Raw genomic sequence first — 20,921 nt, 5'->3', positions numbered from 1 at the left:
GCAATGCGGTGCGACAAGACAGACAGCAGCTTTGAAGCGATGATCTATCTCGCCACCGCCGTCATCCATTCTAGATGAATCTCAACAGACCCTAGACCACCATCCCGCCGCCGTTCAGTGCCTTCCTGATCATCTCGGCGAGCTGGTTGCGGCGGTAAGGTTTTGTCAGCAGCATCACGCCGTCGTCGAGCTTGCCGTGGTGGACGATGGCGTTGTCGGTATAGCCGGAGGTGTAGAGCACCTTCACGCCGGGCCGACGCTTGGCAACCTCCTCAGCGAGTTCGCGTCCACTCATGCCGCCGGGGATGACGACGTCGGTGAAGAGAAGATCGAAGGCCTGACCGGCCTCGATCAATTGCAGCGCCGCCTTGCTGTCGGCGGCGGCCACCGTCTTGTAGCCGAGGGTCTGGAGCTGCGCGGTGACGAAGTTGCGCACCAGCGTGTCGTCCTCGACGACAAAGATGGTCTCGACGCCGCCTGCGGCTTGCGGCGCGACGGGAGCCGCCACCTCGGCCATGCCTTCGCCCGGCGGCAGATAGAGCTTGATCGTGGTGCCGTGGCCTTCCTCGCTGTAGATCTTGATGTGGCCGCCGGACTGCTTGACGAAGCCGTAGACCATGGAGAGCCCGAGGCCAGACCCCTTGCCGACCTCCTTGGTGGTGAAGAACGGCTCGAACGCCTTCTCCTGGATGTCGGGCGGCATGCCGGTGCCGGTGTCGCTGACGGCGAGCATCACGTAAGGGCCGGGACGGACGTCGACGTTGGCCTGCGCATAGGCTTCGTCGAGCACGACCCGGTGGGTCTCCAGCAGCAGCTTGCCGCCGTTCGGCATGGCGTCGCGGGCGTTGATCGCCATGTTGAGCACCGCGTTGGTCAGCCTGGACGGATCGATATGCGATGTCATCGGCCCCTGCTGGAGGACGGTCTCGATCTGGATCTGCTCGCCAAGAGTAGGGCGCAGCAGCTTTGCGATGTCTGATATCGCGGCGTTGATCTCGACGTTGCGCGGCTGCAAGGGCTGCCGGCGCGCGAAGGAGAGCAGATGCTGGATCAACTCGGCGCAGCGTTCGGCGGCATCGTCGATCAGGCGCGCCACGCGCTGGAGCTCGGGCTGCTGCTTCAGGTGTGAGACCAGCGTCTCGGTATTGCCGGAGATCACGGTCAGCATGTTGTTGAAGTCGTGCGCGACGCCGCCGGTCAACTTGCCGATCGCATCCAGTTTCTGCGACTGCTGCAATTGCCGCTCGGTGTCGCGCGACGTGGTGGCATCGTGATAGACCAGCACCGCGCCGGAGATCACGCCTTGCGCATCGAGCATCGGCCGGCCGCTGATCATGAGATGGCGCGCGGAATTGCCGCTGTGCGGGCGGACAATCATCTCCATCTCTTCGAATGCGTCGCCGCGCAGCACGCGCACCGACGGCAGCTCGTCGGGCTCGAGCGGCGTGACGCCGTCGCCGTGAAAGACGTCGGAGAGTGCGCGCAGATTGCGCAGGTTCATACCGGCCCGATGCAGCAGCATGCGCTCCGCGGCCGGATTGGACAACAGGACGTTGCCCTCGCTGTCGATCACCAGGACCGCCTCGGCCATGCTGCGGAACGTGCTCTGGAGCACATTGACCGACAGGCGCAGCTCGTCATGCGCGGTGACCAGATGCTCCGTGCGTTCGGCGACGGCCGCTTCGAGCACTTCCCTGGCGGCCTGTGTCTCGTGCAGCGAGCTCTTGAGCTGGACGGTGGTGCGCTGGCTCTCGCGCAGGAGCATAGCGACCAAAAGAAGGATCACCAGCGCGCCGACGACGTCGATGCCGAGCAGCACGATGCCGGTCCGGCGCGAATCTGCCTCGCGGGCGGCGAGCAATTTCTCTTCGCCGGCGGCCAGCTGGTCGAGATTGGCTACGATCACTTCCATGAGGCCGCGACCCTCGCCCTTGCCCTGAAGCGCGGAAACGCCGGCCTGGTCGTCCGCGGCGCGCAGCCGTATTACCTCGGCCGCGACCTCGACCCGCCGCGTGACCAGTGGCACGGTCGCCTTCACCAGTTCGTCTTGGTCGCGATTGTCCCGTACCGCGCGTTCGAGGTCGGTGAGGGTCGGCAAGATCCGGTCGCGGGTCGCCTGAAATTCGTCGGCGAAGCTGCCGGTCCGGTAGATCTCGAACCCGCGTGCGGCGCTTTCGGCCTGGCGAAGCAGAAGGCGCACATCCGAGATCTTCTTCAACACGTCGACGGCGTGGTTGACCCAGGCAGCATCTGACCGCGACTTGACGTCGAGTCCGATCGAGGCGGCGGTGATGATCAGGAGGATGGCAAGTCCAGCACCGAGAATGACGCGCTGCGTTGGGATCAAGGGACTTCTTTCTTGTCCTTCGGCCCTACGCTCTCGCCAGGACCGGCGAGGCATTCCCGGATCGCGGTCAATAGCGTCTCTGGCGTGAACGGCTTGCGAAGGCAGCGCGTCGCGCCGAGCTCCAGCGCCATGCGCAGAAAGTCAGGTGAAGGCGAGGCGGACGAGGCGAAGGCGTAGCCCGACATCGCGATCAGCGGAATCGCGGGCGCGCGCTCATGAAAGATGCGGATGGACTCGAAGCCGCGCATATGCGGCATGAAGATGTCGACCAGCATCACATCGAACGGCTGCGCTTCCAGCGCAGCGAGCCCCGTTTCGCCACCGTCGGCCATCGTGACATCGAAGCCCTGACGTTGGAGGAGGATCTCGATGGTCGCGCCGACCATCGGATCATCGTCTACCACGAGGATACGCGGCATGACATTTCCCAGTAGATCCAAGTCCCCATAGCCATCGGTGATATAGGCGAATCGTGCGCCGGGTCAATTTTGGATTGGGTCAGGTTAGATATGCACGGTGAAATGCATAGCTGAGGTGCGAGTTTCACGCACGCGTACGGTTCCGTAGCTGCTTTGGCGTTTCGCCGAGGTGATACGAGAGGTGAACTGCGTCGGATTTCAATGACAGGTTGAGGCAAATCCGCGCGACCAGAGAAAGCTGCTTTCCGAAGTCGAAGTGTCGCCAGGGAGGGACTGGCTGTGTCTTTGGGCCTTCGCTGAGCCAGTACGGCAAGAGGATGCATCGTTTGCAGGCGGGCTTGCCGGAGATTCCACTCACAGGTCGACGCGGTTTTTGCGCCGACGATGTGTGGAGGTTCTGCGATGACCAAACTCGCGATTCATGGGCTGCGTTCGTTGAAGGACGTGCAAGATCTGAGCGAGGATGGTCGCTTGACCTATCGGCTCGGCGATGGGCGCCGTTCGTGCGCGGTCTATGCGAACGCCTGGGCGGCGCCGATAGTCACCGGCGCCGCCCAGGGATCGCGATCTCAGACCGTCTTACGGGCAGGGATGCCGCATACCGTCATAGCCGAGATAGGTGCCTGACGCCGGGTCGTACGACCTGAAGCGTTGTGCGCAATAGCCGGTGGCGTCGCCGCCGCTGTCGGGGACCACTGCCACTGACGAGTCGTCATAGTAACTATCGTCGCCATAATAGCCGGGATCATCATAGTAGCCGCCGCCATAATAGGCGTACGAGCCCAGCGCGCCGACCGCCGCACCCGCTGCGACTCCCGGCCAGAAGCCACCGCCGCCATGACGATGCCAATCGCCGCCGCGCCAGTTGCCGCCGCCGCCATGCCAGTTGCCGCCGGCAGCAAAGTTACGGCCGCCCCCGCTGAAGGACGGCGAGGCGCCGCCGCCCGGACGCATTGCGGCGCCGGCCGCGAAATGGCCTCCGCCACCGCCCATCCGTGCACCGCCGCCGAAACCGCCGCCACCGATATGCGCACCGCCACCGCCGCCGAAGTGAGCCCCGCCGCCACCGCCGTGACCGCCATGCCCCTGTGCGAAGCTCGGGGTCGCCATCGGCAGAATCAGCGCCAACGCTGCGGCGGCGCTCAAAACTCTAAGACTGTTCATGGTCAAACTCCTTTTCCCGGAAGCAAACCCGTGGGACGAGCGGGGGTTCCTGGGATCACGCCGGTGTGCGCGTGATGGGCAGATTTCCATGCGGCCGTTGTACCCGGCATGAACGGATCGCGTCCGCATTGCGGCGGCGTCCGGGCCGGGTCACCACGTTTCGCGTGGGGCACGTGCACGGCGGCCGAACTGGACATTTGGCCGCCCGGGTGGCATCAGGACCCTACGAAGCAGGGCCCTTGCCGCATGAAACAGTTCTTCCTCAAAGTCTTCACCTGGTGGAATGGCCAGACCTTTGGCACGCAACTCTGGACCCGGCGGTTCGGAGAACTGGTCGGCGAGGACGAGCAGGGCAACCGCTACTACCGCACCCGTGGCGGCGCGATCGACCCTGCGCTCGGCTTCGAGCGGCGCTGGGTGATCTATAACGGCTATGCGGAAGCGAGCCGTATTCCGCCGTCCTGGCACGGCTGGATGCATCACACCGTCGACGTGCCGCCGACCGAGCTGAACTACCAGCCGCGCGAGTGGGAAAAGCCGCACCAGCCGAACCCGACTGGCACGCCCAACGCCTATCGGCCCTCCGGCTCGACGCTTGCCAGCGGCAAGCGGCCGAAGGCGACCGGCGATTACCAGCCCTGGACGCCCGGCTAGCTCGCTGACGCCGGATCTTCATCGTTCGATTGGATGCACGCGCATCCGCATCACGCCGGTGTGGACAACGGGAACAGCGGGGACGGTCCGCGCGTAGGCGTTGCGCCGACGCGAGCGATGCGGCTCAATGAACCCATCTTACGGAGATGGGAGACCATCGCGTTCGGTTCGGGCAACAGCTCGCGACTGTCCCGAAATGCAGCGGCCGCCGACCAGGACTCGATCGGGAGATAGGCCCCCGGTCTGGAAGTTCCGAAATCGCCCGATGAGAATGTGCGCCGCCGTAAGACAGGAAAGGCCGCTTGGGAAACCGAGCGGCCTTTTTCTGTCGTGGCGGATTGCATGACTTTCTCGTGTCCCGGACGCGACGCGGCATGAAACGACGCGCCGCTGAGCCGGGACCCATGCTTCAGTCCGTGCTGCTGGGCCGCGGCTCTGCAGCGCACCGCTGAAGAAGCGCTGCGCTGCGTCCGGGGCACGAGAGCGGCGATATGTTGCGCGAAGCTACATCACCCGCGTGGCGGCGCGTTTGACGGCATCGAGGCGGCGCGCCTGATTTTGCGCACCGCGCTCCCGGAGCATCGCCAGCACCTCGGCGGGCGCGGTGTCCGGCGAGCCGGCATTGAACGGCGGTGCCGGATTGTATTCGAGCTGGAGCTGGATCGCCTCCGCCGTGGTGCGGTCGAGCAGGATCGAGACCAACGTCAGCGCAAAATCGATCCCCGCGGTGACGCCGCCGCCGGTGACGCGGTTGCGGTCGATGCAGACGCGCGTCTTGGTCGGCGTCGCGCCGAACTGGGCGAGCATCTCCATCGCGCTCCAATGGGTCGCGGCGCGGTAGCCCTTCAACAGGCCGGCGGCGCCGAGCGCCAGCGATCCCGTGCAGACCGAGGTGACGTATCTGGCGCCCTCGGCCTGCCGGCGCAGGAAGTCCAGCACCTCCTCGTCATTGAGCAGGTCATTGGTGCCGCCGCCGCCGGGCACGCAGATCACGTCGAGTTGCGGACAATCGGCGAACGTCGTGGTCGGCGTCAGCGTCAGCACGGAATCGCTCGGCACCGGCTCGATGCGCTTCCAGATCAGATGCAGTTTGGCACCCGGCACGGACGAGAACACCTGCAAGGGACCTGTGAAGTCGAGCTGGGTGACGCGCGGAAACACCAAAAGGCCGATCTGAAGCGGTGTCGACATGAGAGCCTCCAACTATGAGCTTGACGCCGTCAAAATGGCATGATGCCCTTCTGTCCAAAATGGCGTATTTCCCTCACTTTCGGACATGACCATGATCGGCATCCTGATCTTCCCGGATTTCCAGTTGCTCGATGCGGCCGGTCCGATCTCGGTGTTCGAGATCGCGGCGCGCGCTTGCGGCAAGCCGCCCGCGATCCGGGTGCTGGCGGTGAATGCGGGACCCGTGCGCAGCTCGTCCGGCGTCGAGATGATGGCGCGCGATTTCAAGTCGTCGAATGCGATAACGACGCTGCTCGTGGCCGGCGGCGCGGGTGTGGCGGATGCTGCCCGTTGCGAGGTCACGCGCGCCTTCGTGCAGAGGCTGGCGCGGCGCGGTGTGCGGGTGGCGAGCGTCTGTTCGGGCGCCTATGTGTTGGCAGAAGCCGGCTTGCTCGATGGCCGCCGCGCCACCACGCATTGGGGCCGGACGCGCGATTTCGTGGCGCGCTATCCGAAGGTGAAGTTCGAGCCGGACCAGATTTTTACCCGCGATGGCAATGTGTGGACGTCGGCGGGCATTACGGCGGGAATCGACCTCGCGCTCGCGATGGTCACCGAGGACCATGGCGAGGAGATCGCGCAACAGACCGCGCGCCAGCTCGTGCTCTACCATCGCCGCAGCGGTGGCCAGTCGCAATTCTCCTCGCTGCTGGAATTGAAGACGCCGAACGGCCGCTTCGGCGCACTATTGTCCTGGGCGCGCGAAAATCTCGACGCGCCGTTGACGGTGGAGGACCTCGCCGATCGCGCCGGCATGAGCGCGCGGCATTTCGCCCGTGCCTTTGCCGCCGAAACCGGCACGACGCCTTCCAAAGCGATCGAGCGGCTGCGGATCGAGGTCGCCCGAGAGCGCGTGCAGTCCTCGCGCGAGGCGATCGAGCTCGTCGCAGAAGCGACCGGATTTCGCGACCCCGAGCGGATGCGCCGCGCCTTCATCCGCGCCTTCGGCCAGCCGCCGCAGGCGCTGCGCCGCGCGGCGCGGGCGGGGTAGGTGGTACTTAAAAAGTGAGGAGGTTGGCTAAAGTGGTTAAGGCTGACGTGCCCTTGGAGCCCGGCATTTCGCCGGGTACCGTCACTTGTGTATCTGGGGTATGAATGTGGCATTGGCAATGAGAGTAAGCGGCAATAGGCGATTTCATATGAATTGTCTTGGCAGGAACGTGGTCCGGGTCGAGCGCTGGACAGGATTCCTCTTTTCATGCGCCGCAGCTGCGGCCACGGTTTGGCTTGCACCTTGCGGCCCCGCAAGCGCTGATGGCAGCAGCCTGCCCGCTGATGTAGTCGAGTTTGTCGGCCGTCGCGCCAGTTGTATTGAATGGTCGCAAAAGGCAACCGATCCGAAGCAAGAAGCGCAGATCGACAAAATCACGGGCTCGTTGAAGTGTGCGGATATCAAGGGGGAGGAGCAGGCACTCCGAACCAGCTATGCGGATAGTCCGAGCGTCATAGCCGCCCTTAACGCAACCTGGACCAAGATCGTCAAGCGGATGCCCGTCAACTCCCCACCAGTGACTCTTCCATCAGGACTGAACCACTAGATTCTTCATCGCAACCCCGCGACCTGCCTGCGAGTCCTCTGTCCCTGATCTTCCGCTTCTGGCCCAGGCCGTGTGAAAAGTCGGTCACGGCGAGACTTCATAGAATGCGGTTCTGTCCCGCGTCGCTTATTGGCCTCTCGCGAGAACATTCCGTTCCTGGATGTGCCTCCGAGAAAATTTGATTCTAGCTCGAGATGACAGCAACGACTTTTCACACAGCCTGGGCCCTTAGCCGCCCCGCAAAGGCGAGCGGATCTTGTCGGCTCCCGAGCCCAGAACGGACGCGCATGTCTTGCGAGCAAAATCAGCCTGAAGAGGCGGTGCTGTCAGCTGGGACTGTGCTGGGCGCGCCGACCCGCGCCGTCAGCCGCCGCGCGATCGGCGTCAGCAGATACGGCGCAAGGTGGATCGGAAATTGCGTCATCGCGAAATAGAGCCAGGTGGTCGGCGGCAGCGCGCCGGCGGTCGCCGCCAGCATCAGTCCGAGATTGCGCTGTGACACCATCAGCCCGAGCGCCAGTGCGCGCTCATAGCCGATGCGGCGAAACAGCAGCGTCGTGACCGCGAGCAGCGTGAAATAGACAGCAAAGGCGAGCGCCGCGATGCCGATCGTGAAGGCGGGATCGGCGACGAAGTCATGCGCCACGTCGCCCATGATGGCGGATGCGAAGATCAAGAGGATGATGATGTTGAAGCCGTCGATCGGCCGCTTGTGGCGCAGGATTGCATCGGCGCCGAAGATCCAGCGGATCATGGTCGCGGCGAACAACGATATCGCGAGGATGCCCAGCAGTTTTGCGCCGAGCGCAAGCGGGGAGATGCTGAGCATGCCGCCGAGAAACAGGCTGGCGAACAGCGACGCGGTGAAAGGCACGACTGCGGTCGCGGTCACCAGCGTGACCAGCACGAGCGTGGCATCGAGCCCCATCAGCGCCGCGAGCGCGGGTGCGGCCATCATTGGCGAGGCCATGCCCTGGAGCATCATGGCGAGGAACAGGCCGGGCGCGCTTCTGTCGAGCCCGGTCGTGTGCGCAATCAGCCCGACGATCAGCGGGACGCCGATCGTGGTCCAGGCCGTCGCGGTTGCCACCAGCGCCGGCCGGCGCAGATGGCCGTAAAGCGCCGCCAGATCGACCCGCATGAAGGAGATGCAGAGCAGGCCGAGGATCGCCTCGGTGACATAGGGGCGCAGCAGCGCGCCGAGCGGCGGCACCGCAACGGCGATAAATACGATTGCGGCCACCGCGCGCGTGCCCTGGCCGCCGAGCCAGGTCAGGCAGCGCAGGGGAACGGCGAAGACAGTTTGAAGACCAGAAGGCATTTCGATGACGGCGTTGTCAGGCCAATCCCTTCAACCACGCGCCGATCTCGCTCACGGCGACATTGGCCTCTCGCAAGAGCTTGCCCATGGTGATGAAGCCGTGGAATTGGCCGGGGAAGTGCTTGTAGGTGACGGGCACGCCATCCTGCTTCAGGCGCGCCGCATACTCATCGCCTTCGTCGCGCAGCGGATCGGCGCCGGCGGTGAGCACATAAGCCGGCGGCAGGCCGACAAGGCTCGTCGCGCGCGCAGGCGAGGCGCGCCAGTCGTGGATGTCGAGGGTGCCGCCCAGATAGTGATCGCGAAACCAGCGGATCACCGAATGCGTCAGTAGCACGCTGGTCTCGGGCTCGCTGTGCGAACCGTGCGTCATGGCGAAATCGACGGCCGGGTAGATCAGCACCTGGCCCGCGATCCTGGGACCATTGCCGTCGCGGGCGGCGAGGGCTGTGACCGCGGTCAGATTGCCGCCTGCGCTGTCGCCGCCGATCGAGAGGCGCGCGGCGTCGATGCCGAGTTCGCGCGCATTTGCGGCAACCCACTTTGTCGCGGCGATCGCATCGTCGACGGCGGCGGGAAACTTGTGCTCGGGGGCGAGCCGATAATCGACGGAGATGACGATCAGCGCGCCGGCGTCGGCAAGCTGCCGGCAGACGACGTCGTGGCTATCGAGATCGCCGATCACCCAGCCGCCGCCGTGGAAGAACACCAGCGCGGGCGCCAGGCCGTTCGCAAGGCGCGGCTCCTTCGGCACGTAAATCCGCGCGGGAATCGCGCCGTGCGATGCCGGGATCGAGAGAGATGAGACGCGCGCAAGTTCCGGTGCTTCTGGATTGGTGGCAAAGCGCGCCTGCGAATAGTAGTCGCGCGCTTCCGGTGCGGTCAGGGTCTCGTAGGCCGGGCGGCCGGCCTCCTGGAACGCCTTGTAGACGGCGGCGGCATCGGGATCGAGCACGACGGGCATGGGACGGGACCCTTGAGGTTCTGGTTATCGTTGGACGTCATTTTCGGGGGCGATGCCCGCTTCGGCCCCGGGGAGAGGCCTCCGACTATCCCATCCGGGCGCCGGCCTGTCACGCCGGCGGCGGGCAGGGCAGGGATGCCGCCCTTTCCCCGCCGTATTCGCCGTGTTAACCGGAGGGCCTGCGAGCGGCGGTATCCCCTGTAGAATGTCCAACGAACCCGATTCGCTGTTGAAGCCGCGCGAGATTATGTTTCGAACCATTACCCTGACAGGTCTTGCGGCGCTTCTGGCCGCAACCGCGCTGACGGTTGCGTCGCCTGCGCAGGCGCAGATCGGCACGATTTTCTCTGATCCGCCGCCGCTGCGGCCGCCGGGCAGTATCCCCCGTGGCGGACAGCCGCAGCCAATGCCAACCCCCGACGACGACGAAGAGGTGCCGGAACTGCCGCCGCAGGGCCGCGTGCTGCCGTCGCGTCCGATGCCGCCGCCGGGCCGGCAAGGCAATATCATGCCGGGGCCGGTGGAGAGCCAGCCGCTGGCGCCGCCCCCGGGCACCACCGTCGCTCCGCAGAACCAGCCGCCGTCCGTGGCCGTTGCGCCGCCCAATCCGCAAGCCGCGCCGCAGCCGGGCGCAGTTCCGGGGGCACCTGGCCAGCGCCAGCCCCAGCAGAAGGGCGGGACGCAGCAGGGTGCCATTCCGCAGGCGCCTGCCAGCCTCCAGCCGGGCGACGAGGTCGTGACCGAGCCGCCGGCGCAGAAGATCGTGAACAAGAAGGCGACCTTCTCCGGCCTCGACAAGATCACCGGGCGCATCATCAATTTCGACGAGGAGATGGGCGAGACCGTCCAGTTCGGCGCGCTGCGCGTCAAGACCGATGCCTGCTACACGCGCCCCGCGACGGAAGCCACCAACACCGACGCCTTCGTCGAGGTCGACGAGATCACCTTGCAGGGCGAGGTGAAGCGGATCTTCTCGGGCTGGATGTACGCCGCGAGCCCCGGCCTGCACGGCGTCGAGCACCCGATCTACGACATCTGGCTCACCGACTGCAAAGAGCCACAGCAGACGATCGCGACCGCGGCACCAGATCCCGCGACCAAGCCGGCTGTGCCACCGCCACCTCCCGCGCAGAAGAAGGCTGCGCCCAAGCAGGCGGTGCAGCAGCGTCCGCCGCAGCCCTTGCCGCCACCGCAGCAGCCGCAACCGGCTCCGCCTCCGCCGCCGGAGCAGCGGCCGGGTCTGTTCGGTATCCCCGGGTTCGGTCGCTAAGATCTCTGATTATTGCCGTGAGGAGATGATCTCGAGCGCGCGCGCGCCCGGGACCGGCTGATCTGCGGACAGTCTCAGGAAATCGCCGGGCTCACCGGCGAGCGCCTTGTCGAGCAGGCCGGTGTAGCGCCGCCGCGAAATCTCGGCTGCGCCAAAGCTCTTCAGATGCTCGGTGACATATTGCGTGTCGAGCAGCTCGAAGCCGCCACGGATGAGCCGCGCGACCAGATGCACCAGCGCGACCTTGGATGCGTCGCGCGCGGTGTGGAACATGCTCTCGCCGAAGAACGCGCGCCCCAGGCTCACGCCGTAGAGGCCGCCGACGAGCTCGTCGCCCTGCCAGACTTCGACGCTGTGGCAATGGCCGAGCTCGTGCAGGCCGCCATAGAGGTCGCGGATGCGCTTGTTGATCCAGGTGTCCTCGCGTCCGGCCTGCGGCGCGGCGCAGCCGGCGATCGTCGCCTTGAACGCGGTGTTGACGGTGACACGAAACGAATCCGAACGCACGGTGCGCACAAGCCGCGAGGCGACGCGAAAGCCGTCGAGCGGGATCACGCCGCGCATTTCCGGCTCGACCCAGAACAGGGTCGGATCATCGGCGCTCTCGGCCATCGGAAAGATGCCGCAGGCATAGGCGCGCAGCAGCACGGCCGGCGTGATTTCAGACGAGGCGGAGTCGCGCGAAGTCATGGCAAGCGACAATAGCAGGATCGCGATGCGCGCGCGATGGGGGGACCGCGGCGCGAAGATCAACTCGCCGCGGCGGTGTTCGCCTTGCCGGGTGCAACGGGCACGCGGCGGAACCTCAGAATGATACGGGTTCCTGAATGCGCTGGATCACGCTCGACCGAGGCATCGAGCTTGGAGGCCATGGCCGCGACGATGCGCTGGCCCATGCCGGTTGAGCGCGGGTCGGCCTTGACGTTGTCGCCAACACCGTCGTCGGTGATCGACAGCAGGAGATCGTCGCTCTCCGAGGTCAGCTCGACATGAATGGGACCGGCGCCGTCAGGATAGGCGTATTTCACCGCATTCATCACCAGCTCGTTGACGATGATACCGACGGCGACCGCACGGTCCGGATCGATCTCGATCGGCTCGGCCTTCAGCGTCAGGCGCGACATCCGGTTACCTTCGGCCGAGCGGCGGAGGTCCTCGAGCAGCGAGTCCAGGTACTGGTTCAGCACCACGCTCTTCAGATCCTGCGAGGTGTAAAGGCGGCGGTGCACCTGCGCGACGGCGGCGACGCGGCCCATCGCATTGGTCAGCGCCGCCTTGACCTCTTCCTGCGCGGCGGAGCTTGCCTGCAAATGCAGCAGCGAGGCGATGATCTGAAGCGAGTTGCCGACGCGGTGATTGACCTCGCGCAGCAAGAGCTCGCGCTCGGCGGCGAGCGCCGCGTAGCGGTCGCGTGAAGCATGGATCTCAGCCTCGGCTTCATCTCGCGCCCGCTGCAACTCGGCCTGGCGCAGCGCGCCATCGGCTGCGACGTGCAGCAGCGGTATGAAATCGCCCTTGACGTCCTTGACCAGATAGTCGGCCGCGCCTGCCTTCAGCGCGGTGACGGCGATGCTGGAATCCTGCGATGCCGTGACGAAGACCACCGGCGGTGCGTCCGGGATCGCCATGATCTGTTCGAGCGTCTCGAGCCCGTCGAGACCGGGCATGTACTGGTCAAGCGCCACGACATCGATACAGCCGTCGGTCTCCGCGCGGCGGATGCGCTCGAGGCCTTCCTCGCCGCTCGCGGCGTGAATGACCTTGTAGCCGCGCCGCGTCAGGCCGCGGTCGACCAGGCGCGCCAGCGCGTCGTCGTCGTCGATATAAAGCAGTGTCGGCGTGCGCTGGGTCATTTGGCGGCGGCCGGGACCTGGATGACCGAGAAAAACAGGCCGAGTTGCCGGATGGCGTTGGCGAAATTCTCGTAGTTGACGGGTTTGGTGATGTAGACGTTGCAGCCGAGCTCGTAGCAGCGCTTGATCTCCTGGGAGTCGTCGGTGGTGGTCAGCACCACCACGGGCGAGGCCTTGAGATACTTGTTTTCCTTGATCTGCTTCAGGATATCGATCCCGCTCATATCAGGCAGGTTGAGGTCGAGCAGGATCAGGAGGGCGTTGCCCTTCTGTGCGAGTCCGGTGCCGTCAGCGCCGAACAGATGCTTCATGGCCTCGGTGCCGTTGGCGAACGACACGATCTCGTTGTTGACGCCGGAACGACGGATGTTGCGCTCGATCAACCGCGCGTGTCCCTCGTCGTCCTCGATCATGATGATGGTGACGGGCTGAGTCATCGTTCTTCGTTCCGGTTGCTGGCGTTCCATTTGATGGGCAACGTGATCGTGAAGGTGCTGCCCACGTTGAGCTCTGAGGATACCGACATTGTTCCGCCCAGTCTGCGCACGAGTGCGCGCACGTGGGCGAGACCGATGCCCTGACCGGGCTTGTCCTGGGTTCCCGCGCGGCGGAACAGGTCGAAAATGCGCTGATGATCCTTCGGATCGATGCCCCGTCCGTTGTCGGTCACCTCGAAAATAGCATAACCGAGCTTGGTCCGGCCGTGGATCGCGATCTCGCCGGGAACCCCGGCCTTGAGATATTTGATCGCGTTGTCGATGAGGTTGGAGAAGATCTGCTCCAGCGCAAGGCGGTCGCTGACGATATCGGGGAGCTTGCCGAGGACGATCTCGGCCTGAGCCTCGGCGGCCTGGTGTGCGACCGTTGCAACGATGGCTTCGATCAGCTCGCGCATGTCGATCCTGACCGGTTCGAACTCGCGCCGTCCCTCGCGAGTGAGGTCGAGGATGGCCGAGATCAGGCGATCCATCTTGGCGATCGACGATTTGATGAAGCCGAGCGCCTCGGAAAAATCCGCCGAGAGCTGTTTGTCGGGACCGTCGAGCACGACGTCGGCGCCCTCGATCGGAGGACCGTCGGCCGGGACGTGTGCGAGGCTGCCGATGCGGCGGAAGATGTCCCGGCCCAGCTCTTCGAGCTCGCTGGTGAAGCCCATGATGTTGACCAGCGGCGAACGCAGATCGTGGCTGACGATATAGGCGAAACGCTGAATCTCGTTGTTGGCTTCGCGCAGGTCCGCGGTGCGTTCGTCGACGATGGCTTCGAGGTTGACGTTGGCGTCGCGCAGGCGCGTCTCGGCGTCGTTGCGCGCGCGTGCCGAGCGGCGCACCAGCCAGATCGAGAGCAGCGCAAGCACCACGACGAGGCCGGAGCCGATGCCGGTGAGGGACGCCGCGAGCGTCTGGCTCTGGTCGGCATTGACCGAGCGGAGCCGGAACAGGCGCTCCTCTTCACGGATCATCACGCTCGCGACGCTGCTGATCGTGGTCGTGGTGCTGTCGGCGGCGGCCTCACGGGCCAGCGCAATGGCCTTGTCCGGTTGGCCCTGCTTGACGAAGTCGGTCTCGCGCGCGAACTGGCCGAGGCGGGTCTCGATCGCGGCGCTCAGCTTCTCGATGCTCTCGCGTTGCGCCGGATTGTCGCCGATCAGGTGCGCCAGCCTGTCGAGCGCGGGAACGATCGCTGCGACGGCTTTCTCGTGGTCGGCCAGGAACTCGGCCCCCTGCGTCAGGAGATAGCCGCGTGCGCCGCTCTCGGCGCGACGGACCTCGAGCAGCAGGGCATTGACCTGGTTCTCCACTTCGAGGGTGTGCAGCACCCATTTGCTGTCGTCGCGCGCCTTGTTGACGAGATAGACGGAGCCGGCGCTGATCACGGTCAGCACCAGAAGTCCTGCCGCGAACAGCAGGATCTGCCAAAATGCGCGCCACCGCTGGGCCCCAGCGGTCACGACGGTCTCGCCTGGTTACGTCTAGCGGAGTTCAAAACGGCCCCTTGGAACTGTCCCCAACCGTCCACAATGCGATTGGGGACAAAGGGTTCCATGGGATGAGGTTATTTCGCGGAGGGTTCCGTCTGGCCCGCCAAATACTGTTCCAGCCAGTGGATGTGATAGTCGCCGTCGATGATGGCGGGCTGACGCACCAGGTCGCGGAACAGCGGCAGCGTGGTCTCGATGCCATCCACCACCATCTCGTCGAGCGCCCGGCGCAGCCGCATCAGGCATTCGGCGCGCGTCTTGCCGTGGACGATCAGCTTGCCGACCAGCGAGTCGTAATAGGGCGGGATCGTGTAGCCCTGATAGACCGCGGAATCGATCCGGACGCCGAGCCCGCCGGGCGAGTGATATTGCGAGATGCGACCCGGTGAGGGACGGAAGGTCTGCGGGTTCTCGGCGTTGATCCGGCACTCGATCGCATGCCCGATGATCTGGACCTCGCTCTGCTTGGCCGGCAGTTCGCCGCCGGCCGCGATGCGGATCTGCTCCAGCACGAGATCGATGTCGGTGATGCTCTCGGTGACGGGATGCTCGACCTGGATGCGGGTGTTCATCTCGATGAAGTAGAACTCGCCGTCCTCGTAGAGGAACTCGATGGTGCCGACGCCGAGATATTTCATCTCGCGCATCGCTTTCGCACAGGTCTCGCCGATCTTGGTCCGCGCAGCTGCGGACAGCACCGGCGAGGGGCCTTCCTCCCAGACCTTCTGGTGGCGGCGCTGCAGCGAGCAGTCGCGCTCGCCGAGATGGATCGCGCCGCCGCGGCCGTCGCCGAGAATCTGGATCTCGATGTGGCGCGGCTTCTGGAGGTATTTCTCCAGGTAGACGGAGGCGTCGCCGAACGCGGATTTCGCTTCGTTGGCCGCCGTCGACAGCGCCACCTGGAGGTCGGCCTCGCTCTGCGCGACCTTCATGCCACGGCCGCCGCCGCCGGCTGCCGCCTTCACCAGCACGGGGAAGCCGATCTTCCTGGCGATCGCGATGGCGTCGTCGGCAGGACCGACCGCGCCATCGGAGCCGGGCACCACGGGGATGCCGAGCTTCCTGGCGGTCTTCTTGGCCTCGATCTTGTCTCCCATCAGGCGAATGTGCTCGGCTTTCGGGCCGATGAAATGCAGATTGTGCTCGGAGAGGATCTCGGCAAAGCGCGCGTTCTCCGACAGGAAGCCATAGCCGGGATGCACGGCGTCCGCGCCGGTGATCTCGCAGGCCGCGAGCAGCGCGGGCACGTTGAGATAGCTGTCCTTCGACGGCGGCGGCCCGATGCATACGCTCTCGTCCGACAGACGCACATGCATGGCGTCGGCGTCGGCGGTGGAGTGCACGGCGACGGTCGCGATCCCGAGCTCCTTGCAGGCCCGCAGGATGCGAAGGGCGATCTCGCCGCGATTGGCTATGAGGATCTTGTCGAACATGGTGCCTCAGCGGGCGAATAGGAAGTAGCGAATGGCGAGTGGCGAATAGCGAGCAGGGAACGGTGGCACCATTCGCTATTCGCTACTCGCCATTCGCGTTACTCAATAATAACCAGCGGCTCGCCGAACTCGACCGGCTGGCCGTCTTCGACCAGGATCTGCGTCACCGTGCCGGCGCGCGACGAGGGGATCTGGTTCATGGTCTTCATCGCTTCGATGATGAGCAGGGTCTGGCCGACCGAGATCTTGCTGCCGACCTCGATGAACGGCTTTGCGCCAGGCTCCGGCGCCCAATAGGCGGTGCCGACCATCGGCGAGGTCACCGCGCCCGGATGTTTCGACATGTCCGCAGCCGCGGGCGCGGCAGCCGTTGCGGCGACCGGCACGGGAGCCGCATGCGATACCGGAACAGGCATGGTCGCGGCAACGCTGATGTTGCGGGCGACGCGCAAGCGCAAGCCTGCACGCTCGATCTCGATCTCGGTGAGGCTGGTCTCATCGAGCAGCAGTGCGAGCTCGCGGATGAGCGCGGAATCGTCGCTGGAAAACTTTGCGGCTGCTTTGTCGTCTGGCTGGCGCGCCATGTTTCTTTGATCCGAAGGGTTCTGTGTGGGGAGGGGCCGTCAGGCTTTGGGCTTGAGACCGAGCTTGGTGGCAAGGCCCAGGATGGCGAGGTGGTAGCCCTCGATGCCGAAGCCGCAGAGCGAAGCGAAGGCCGCGCGCGCGGTGTAGGAGTGGTGACGGAAACTCTCGCGGGCATGGATGTTGGTCACGTGCACTTCGACCGTCGGAATCTGCACCGCGAGCAGCGCGTCGTGCAGGGCGATCGAGGTGTGCGAATAGCCGCCGGCGTTGATGATGATGCCCTGCATCTTGCGCGCATGCGCCTCGTGGATGAAGTCGATCAGCTCGCCTTCGCGGTTGGATTGGCGGCAGTCGGCCTTGAGGCCGAACTGCGCCGCGGTTTCGCGGCACAATGCCTCGACGTCGGCCAAGGTGGCGTGGCCGTACTTCTCGGGCTCGCGCGTCCCCAACATGTTGAGGTTCGGCCCGTTGAGAACGAGGATCGTGTCGGTTGCTGGTTCGGCCATTCCTGTCCCGGCAAGGTGTTTCGGCGTGGCGGGGGTTATAGGTAACAAAGTGACCTAGGGGAAGCCTTGAAGGGCCTCCCGGACGGCTTCAGGCACCTCATCCAGTGTGCAAAAACCTGTGCGGAAACTACGGAAATTGCTTGTTAACCAGTCCGAAGCATGGCTGCCGGACAGGACCCGCGGGGAGGCCGCCCAAATAGACCAAAAGCCCCTGCCGATCTCTCGGCAAGGGCTCGTCTGGGCGTCAGCGAAGCGGATTAGCCTTCGATGATGTACACGATCTCGCGCGTCTGGGGACGGACGATGATGTACTGGCCGTGCACGAAGATCACGTCATAGCCGCGCCATTCCGGGTAGATCTCGACAATCCGTGCCGGGAGCGGATGGAAACGGACGTTCGCCGGGACTGCCGTGCCAACTGAAATGTTGAAGTTGACGTTGGTCGTTTCCTCGATCTTCTCGGACTTGATCGCCGACGCGATTTGGGTCCGCTTCTCGGCAGGCGGTGCGGCGGTCGCCGAGGTGGCGGCGTTGCCGGTCGTGGTCTGGGACTTGCTGTCGGTCGTCGCACCGGCCGGACGGTTTTCGGCATTGTTGCTCTTGGCGGCGCCGGCCTTGTTGTCCTCGGCCTTCATGTCCTTGGTGTCGGATTTGGTCGTCGAGTCCGAGCTCATGCTCTTCGACTTGTCCTGCGCACCCTGGGCGTGCCCGCCCTTCGTTGCGCCGGCCTTCTCGTCGGCCGCGTTCTTGTTCATCGCGCCGGACTTTTCCATCCCGCCAGATTTCTCCATGGCGCCCGACGACTTTTCTTCGGCCGCCGCGCCGGGCTTCATGGCGCCGCCGGCCTGGCCCACGGTGCCCTTCTCGGGAGCCGCTTCCTTGCCCATTGCGCCGCCGCGTTCGGCCGCGCCGCCGGACGGCTGCGCGTGCTGCGTCGGCTGAGCGCCAGCGCCGCCGCTGTCGCGGTTCATGGTGCCCTGTGCGTTCGCCAGACCGGCGCCGGCGACGAGTGCGAGCGCGGCAACCGAGATCATAAAGCGGTTAGACATTGAATTTCTCCTCACGTGTTTCCTTTGCGTCATTGCCCGCGCCGACAACGAGAGGAGGTATCACTTGTTCCGGAACATCCGGGGTTCCGCGGCATTTGTTTATTGAACGCCAGATGAATGCGCGCGTCGGATTTGCGACACGATCGCGGCTTGCGACAAACGAAAAGGCCGGCTTTTCAGCCGGCCTCATCGCATGCGTAACGCAGTGGAGCGTGTTTAACAGGTCGCCTTGCCGCAGCGGGCGACGCCGATCTTCTCCTTGAGGCCGTCGAGGCCGACGGCGCCGACCACGATCTGCTTGCCGATCACGTAGCTCGGCGTGCCGTTCATGCCCATCGCTTCGGCGAGCTTGAAGTTCTCCTCGATGGTGGCGCGCACTTCGGGGCTGGCGATGTCCTTCTCGATCTTCGCGGTGTCGAGGCCGGCTTCCTTGGCCGCGGCAAGGGCGCGCGCCTTGTCGGCCGGGCCACGTCCGCCGAGCAGCTTCTGGTGGAAATCGAGATATTTCTTGCCGGTCGGATCCTGCATGCGCACGGCAACCGCGACCTGTGCGGCCTCGACCGAGCCCTGGCTCAGCACCGGAAACTCCTTCAGCACGACTTTGAGCTTGGGATCGGCCTTCATGAGGTCGAGCATGTCGCTCATCGCGCGTTTGCAGTAGCCGCAATTGTAATCGAAGAACTCGACGAAGGTGACGTCGCCATCCTTGTTGCCGAGCACGACCTGGCGCGGCGAGTTGAAGATCGCGTCGGAGTTCTGCGCGATGCTGGCTTCGTGCTTCTCGGTCTCGGCAGCGGCCTGGCGCTTGCTGAGCTCGGTCATGGCCTCCTCGAGCACCTCGGGATGGCTGACGAGGTAGCTCTTGATGATGGCTTCGATGTCGGTGCGCTGGGCATCGGAGAAGCTGTCGGCCGAAGCCGGTCCCGTTGCGCCGAAGATGGCAAGCGCAAACAGCGCGGGAGCAAGCAGGCGCAGCGAAGGCATTGGCAAATCCTCTTATCCAGAGCAGGTTTCGAAAAAACGTCCCGGCGGACTTAAGCCCAGTGTCGTGACGTCACGGTGGCAGATTTTGCGATCAGGCGTCGTTCTAGTTGCGCGGCGATTTCGACGCCACGATGTCGTCGGCCTTGACCCATCCGGGCGTGCCGACGGCAAAACGGGTTTTTGCGCGCGTGGCGAGCTCGCGGGCGGTCTTGTTGTCGCCGCGCAAGTAAGCGGCCTGGGCCGATGCGAGATCCGCCTCGGCATAGTCTCCCTTCCGGCCATAGGCCATGGCGAGCTGCATGTAGCCGAGCGGCGCTTCGGGTTCGCGCACCACCGCGGCACGGAGAATCCGGATGGCGTCGTCCGTGTAGGCCTTATTATCGGTTCCAACCAGAGCCTGCCCAAGTAACATCTCGATGAGGGGCGCGTTGTTCGATAGCGCGACAGCCTTGCGCAGGGGAGGGATGGCCTCGGCAGGCTTGCCGCTTTCCAGAAGGGCCTGGCCGCGCACCTCGTAGAAGTACGGGTTGTTCGGCTGGACCTGGATCAGCGCGTCGATCTGGGCGAGCGCGCTGCGCAGATCGCCGTGCAGATAGGTGCTGATGGCGCGGGCGTAGCGCGCCGGCATGCTGTCGTTGGTCTGGGGGTAGCGGCGGTACACCGTCTCCGGCCGCTCCATGAAGGCGGAGATCTTGGCGCGCACCATGTCGTGGCGGAGCTGGAGCGCCGGATCGTCCTTCTTGTCCCAATAGGGACTGGTGCTGGCGAACTCCTGGAGCGCTGCGACGCGCTCGGCTGGCATCGGATGCGACTGGAGATAGGGGTCGGCGCCGCGCGCGGCGAACAGGCTCTCGCTGGTGAAGCGCTTGAAGGTCTCGTACATGCCCTTCGGTGACTGCTGGGTCGCGGTCAGGAATTTCACGCCGGCCCGGTCGGCGTTCTCCTCCTGCTGGCGTTGATAGGACAACAGCGAGCGGCGGATCATCTCCTGCGGTCCCGCGATCGCGGCCGCGCCCGCATTGGCGAGCCCGTTGTTGCCGGCGCTGCTCGAGCCGCGGCTGGCGCCTGCGACCAGAGCGCCTGCGCCGAGCAGCATGGCGATGATCATCTGGGTCTGCGCATTGGCGAGCTGCTCGCGCAGCTTGGACAGATGGCCGCCGGCCAGATGCCCGGTCTCGTGCGCGAGCACGCCAATCAGCTGGTTGGGCGTCTCCGACTGGAGGATCGCGCCGTAATTGACGAAGATGCGGCGGCCATCGGCGACGAACGCATTGAACGAGGCTTCATTGATGATGACCATCTGGATGTTCTGCTTCTCCAGACCGGCCACGCGCAGAATCGGGCGCGTGTATTCGCGCAGCAACTGCTCGGTCTCGGTGTCGCGCAGGACCGGCGGTCCTCGGCCTTCCTGCGCCCGCGCCACTGAGAAAGGTGACAGGGCCATCGCCGCCGCTGTGATGAGGGCGGTCAGCGCCGAGGCCTTCTTGCGCAATGCGATCTGGAGCAACATCAAACGGTCTGGGTCAAACGGACTTGGAAGCAGTTTCGTGATTGGTTTTGGCGATTGGCGGCGGACCGGATACGCGATATGCCCTTATGAGCCGTATAATGCGGCCAGTCTGG

At 65.0% G+C, this 20,921-nt stretch carries 20 protein-coding genes; 4 read left to right on the top strand and 16 right to left on the bottom strand.

The window, feature by feature from the left end; genetic code table 11:
- Nucleotides 1-91 precede the first annotated feature (91 nt).
- From ABIB73_RS32380 to ABIB73_RS32370, 3 genes are all read right to left on the bottom strand, one after another.
- Nucleotides 92-2,347: a CHASE3 domain-containing protein gene (locus tag ABIB73_RS32380; RefSeq protein ID WP_354230788.1), complete on the bottom strand. Its 2,256-nt coding sequence runs from the start codon at nucleotides 2,345-2,347 to the stop codon at nucleotides 92-94.
- The gene (locus ABIB73_RS32375; protein WP_354230786.1) at nucleotides 2,344-2,766 is read right to left on the bottom strand and encodes a response regulator; all 423 of its coding nucleotides are present in this window, start codon (nucleotides 2,764-2,766) and stop codon (nucleotides 2,344-2,346) included. The genes ABIB73_RS32380 and ABIB73_RS32375 overlap by 4 nt, the downstream gene beginning before the upstream one ends.
- 579 nt (nucleotides 2,767-3,345) lie before the next feature.
- Nucleotides 3,346-3,930: a BA14K family protein gene (locus tag ABIB73_RS32370; RefSeq protein WP_354230784.1), complete on the bottom strand. Its 585-nt coding sequence runs from the start codon at nucleotides 3,928-3,930 to the stop codon at nucleotides 3,346-3,348.
- A 246-nt stretch (nucleotides 3,931-4,176) separates the two neighbouring features.
- Here ABIB73_RS32370 and ABIB73_RS32365 point away from each other — a divergent pair, with 246 nt between their 5' ends.
- Nucleotides 4,177-4,584 carry an NADH:ubiquinone oxidoreductase subunit NDUFA12 gene (locus ABIB73_RS32365; protein WP_354230782.1) on the top strand — a complete coding sequence of 136 codons (408 nt, stop codon included), beginning with the start codon at nucleotides 4,177-4,179 and terminating at the stop codon, nucleotides 4,582-4,584.
- 504 nt (nucleotides 4,585-5,088) lie between these two features.
- On the opposite strand, the gene ABIB73_RS32360 is transcribed toward ABIB73_RS32365, so the two are convergent.
- Nucleotides 5,089-5,775, bottom strand: a complete 687-nt coding sequence (locus tag ABIB73_RS32360) for a DJ-1/PfpI family protein (protein WP_354230780.1) — start codon at nucleotides 5,773-5,775, stop codon at nucleotides 5,089-5,091.
- Between the two features lie 91 nt (nucleotides 5,776-5,866).
- On the opposite strand from ABIB73_RS32360, the gene ABIB73_RS32355 reads away from it, so the two are divergent.
- Nucleotides 5,867-6,805, top strand: a complete 939-nt coding sequence (locus ABIB73_RS32355) for a GlxA family transcriptional regulator (protein ID WP_354230778.1) — start codon at nucleotides 5,867-5,869, stop codon at nucleotides 6,803-6,805.
- 148 nt (nucleotides 6,806-6,953) lie between these two features.
- Nucleotides 6,954-7,352, top strand: coding sequence for a hypothetical protein (locus ABIB73_RS32350; RefSeq protein WP_354230776.1), 399 nt, complete (start codon nucleotides 6,954-6,956; stop codon nucleotides 7,350-7,352).
- A gap of 304 nt (nucleotides 7,353-7,656) precedes the next feature.
- Here ABIB73_RS32350 and ABIB73_RS32345 read toward each other — a convergent pair whose 3' ends face one another.
- Both ABIB73_RS32345 and lipP1 read right to left on the bottom strand, forming a co-directional pair.
- Nucleotides 7,657-8,673, bottom strand: a complete 1,017-nt coding sequence (locus tag ABIB73_RS32345; protein WP_354230774.1) for a Na+-dependent transporter — start codon at nucleotides 8,671-8,673, stop codon at nucleotides 7,657-7,659.
- 16 nt (nucleotides 8,674-8,689) lie between these two features.
- A complete protein-coding gene (gene lipP1 / locus ABIB73_RS32340) occupies nucleotides 8,690-9,637 on the bottom strand; it encodes a LipP1 family hormone-sensitive lipase (protein WP_354230772.1) in 948 nt (315 codons plus the stop codon).
- Between the two features lie 205 nt (nucleotides 9,638-9,842).
- Between lipP1 and ABIB73_RS32335 the strand changes: the two genes are divergently transcribed.
- The gene (locus ABIB73_RS32335) at nucleotides 9,843-10,907 is read left to right on the top strand and encodes a DUF2155 domain-containing protein (protein ID WP_354230770.1); all 1,065 of its coding nucleotides are present in this window, start codon (nucleotides 9,843-9,845) and stop codon (nucleotides 10,905-10,907) included.
- A gap of 9 nt (nucleotides 10,908-10,916) precedes the next feature.
- Here the strand turns inward: ABIB73_RS32335 and aat are convergent, their stop codons facing one another.
- From aat to ABIB73_RS32285, 10 genes are all read right to left on the bottom strand, one after another.
- Nucleotides 10,917-11,597: a leucyl/phenylalanyl-tRNA--protein transferase gene (gene aat, locus ABIB73_RS32330; RefSeq protein ID WP_354230768.1), complete on the bottom strand. Its 681-nt coding sequence runs from the start codon at nucleotides 11,595-11,597 to the stop codon at nucleotides 10,917-10,919.
- A gap of 59 nt (nucleotides 11,598-11,656) precedes the next feature.
- Entirely contained in the window at nucleotides 11,657-12,760 is a 1,104-nt protein-coding gene (locus ABIB73_RS32325; RefSeq protein WP_354230766.1) for a sensor histidine kinase, read from the bottom strand.
- The gene (locus ABIB73_RS32320) at nucleotides 12,757-13,197 is read right to left on the bottom strand and encodes a response regulator (RefSeq protein WP_354230764.1); all 441 of its coding nucleotides are present in this window, start codon (nucleotides 13,195-13,197) and stop codon (nucleotides 12,757-12,759) included. Before ABIB73_RS32320 ends, ABIB73_RS32325 begins: the two co-directional genes overlap by 4 nt.
- Nucleotides 13,194-14,711, bottom strand: coding sequence for a sensor histidine kinase (locus tag ABIB73_RS32315; protein WP_354230762.1), 1,518 nt, complete (start codon nucleotides 14,709-14,711; stop codon nucleotides 13,194-13,196). The genes ABIB73_RS32320 and ABIB73_RS32315 overlap by 4 nt, the downstream gene beginning before the upstream one ends.
- 104 nt (nucleotides 14,712-14,815) lie before the next feature.
- Nucleotides 14,816-16,174 (bottom strand): acetyl-CoA carboxylase biotin carboxylase subunit, encoded by a 1,359-nt coding sequence (gene accC, locus ABIB73_RS32310; RefSeq protein ID WP_354230760.1) that lies wholly within the window; start codon nucleotides 16,172-16,174, stop codon nucleotides 14,816-14,818.
- A 98-nt stretch (nucleotides 16,175-16,272) separates the two neighbouring features.
- Nucleotides 16,273-16,758: an acetyl-CoA carboxylase biotin carboxyl carrier protein gene (accB, locus tag ABIB73_RS32305; RefSeq protein ID WP_354230758.1), complete on the bottom strand. Its 486-nt coding sequence runs from the start codon at nucleotides 16,756-16,758 to the stop codon at nucleotides 16,273-16,275.
- Between the two features lie 39 nt (nucleotides 16,759-16,797).
- Nucleotides 16,798-17,265, bottom strand: a complete 468-nt coding sequence (aroQ, locus tag ABIB73_RS32300) for a type II 3-dehydroquinate dehydratase (RefSeq protein WP_354230756.1) — start codon at nucleotides 17,263-17,265, stop codon at nucleotides 16,798-16,800.
- 257 nt (nucleotides 17,266-17,522) lie between these two features.
- Nucleotides 17,523-18,314 carry a DUF1236 domain-containing protein gene (locus tag ABIB73_RS32295; protein WP_354230754.1) on the bottom strand — a complete coding sequence of 264 codons (792 nt, stop codon included), beginning with the start codon at nucleotides 18,312-18,314 and terminating at the stop codon, nucleotides 17,523-17,525.
- A 216-nt stretch (nucleotides 18,315-18,530) separates the two neighbouring features.
- Nucleotides 18,531-19,298 carry a DsbA family protein gene (locus ABIB73_RS32290; protein ID WP_354230752.1) on the bottom strand — a complete coding sequence of 256 codons (768 nt, stop codon included), beginning with the start codon at nucleotides 19,296-19,298 and terminating at the stop codon, nucleotides 18,531-18,533.
- Between the two features lie 103 nt (nucleotides 19,299-19,401).
- Complete coding sequence (locus ABIB73_RS32285; RefSeq protein WP_354230750.1) at nucleotides 19,402-20,808, bottom strand: M48 family metalloprotease; 1,407 nt, start codon at nucleotides 20,806-20,808, stop codon at nucleotides 19,402-19,404.
- Between the last annotated feature and the right edge of the window lie 113 nt (nucleotides 20,809-20,921).

The sequence above is a fragment of the Bradyrhizobium sp. F1.4.3 genome (genome assembly GCF_040548375.1).
Taxonomy (GTDB): Bacteria; Pseudomonadota; Alphaproteobacteria; order Rhizobiales; family Xanthobacteraceae; genus Bradyrhizobium.
Note: the sequence above shows the minus strand (reverse complement) of the source record. Positions and strands in the feature narration are given on the sequence as shown.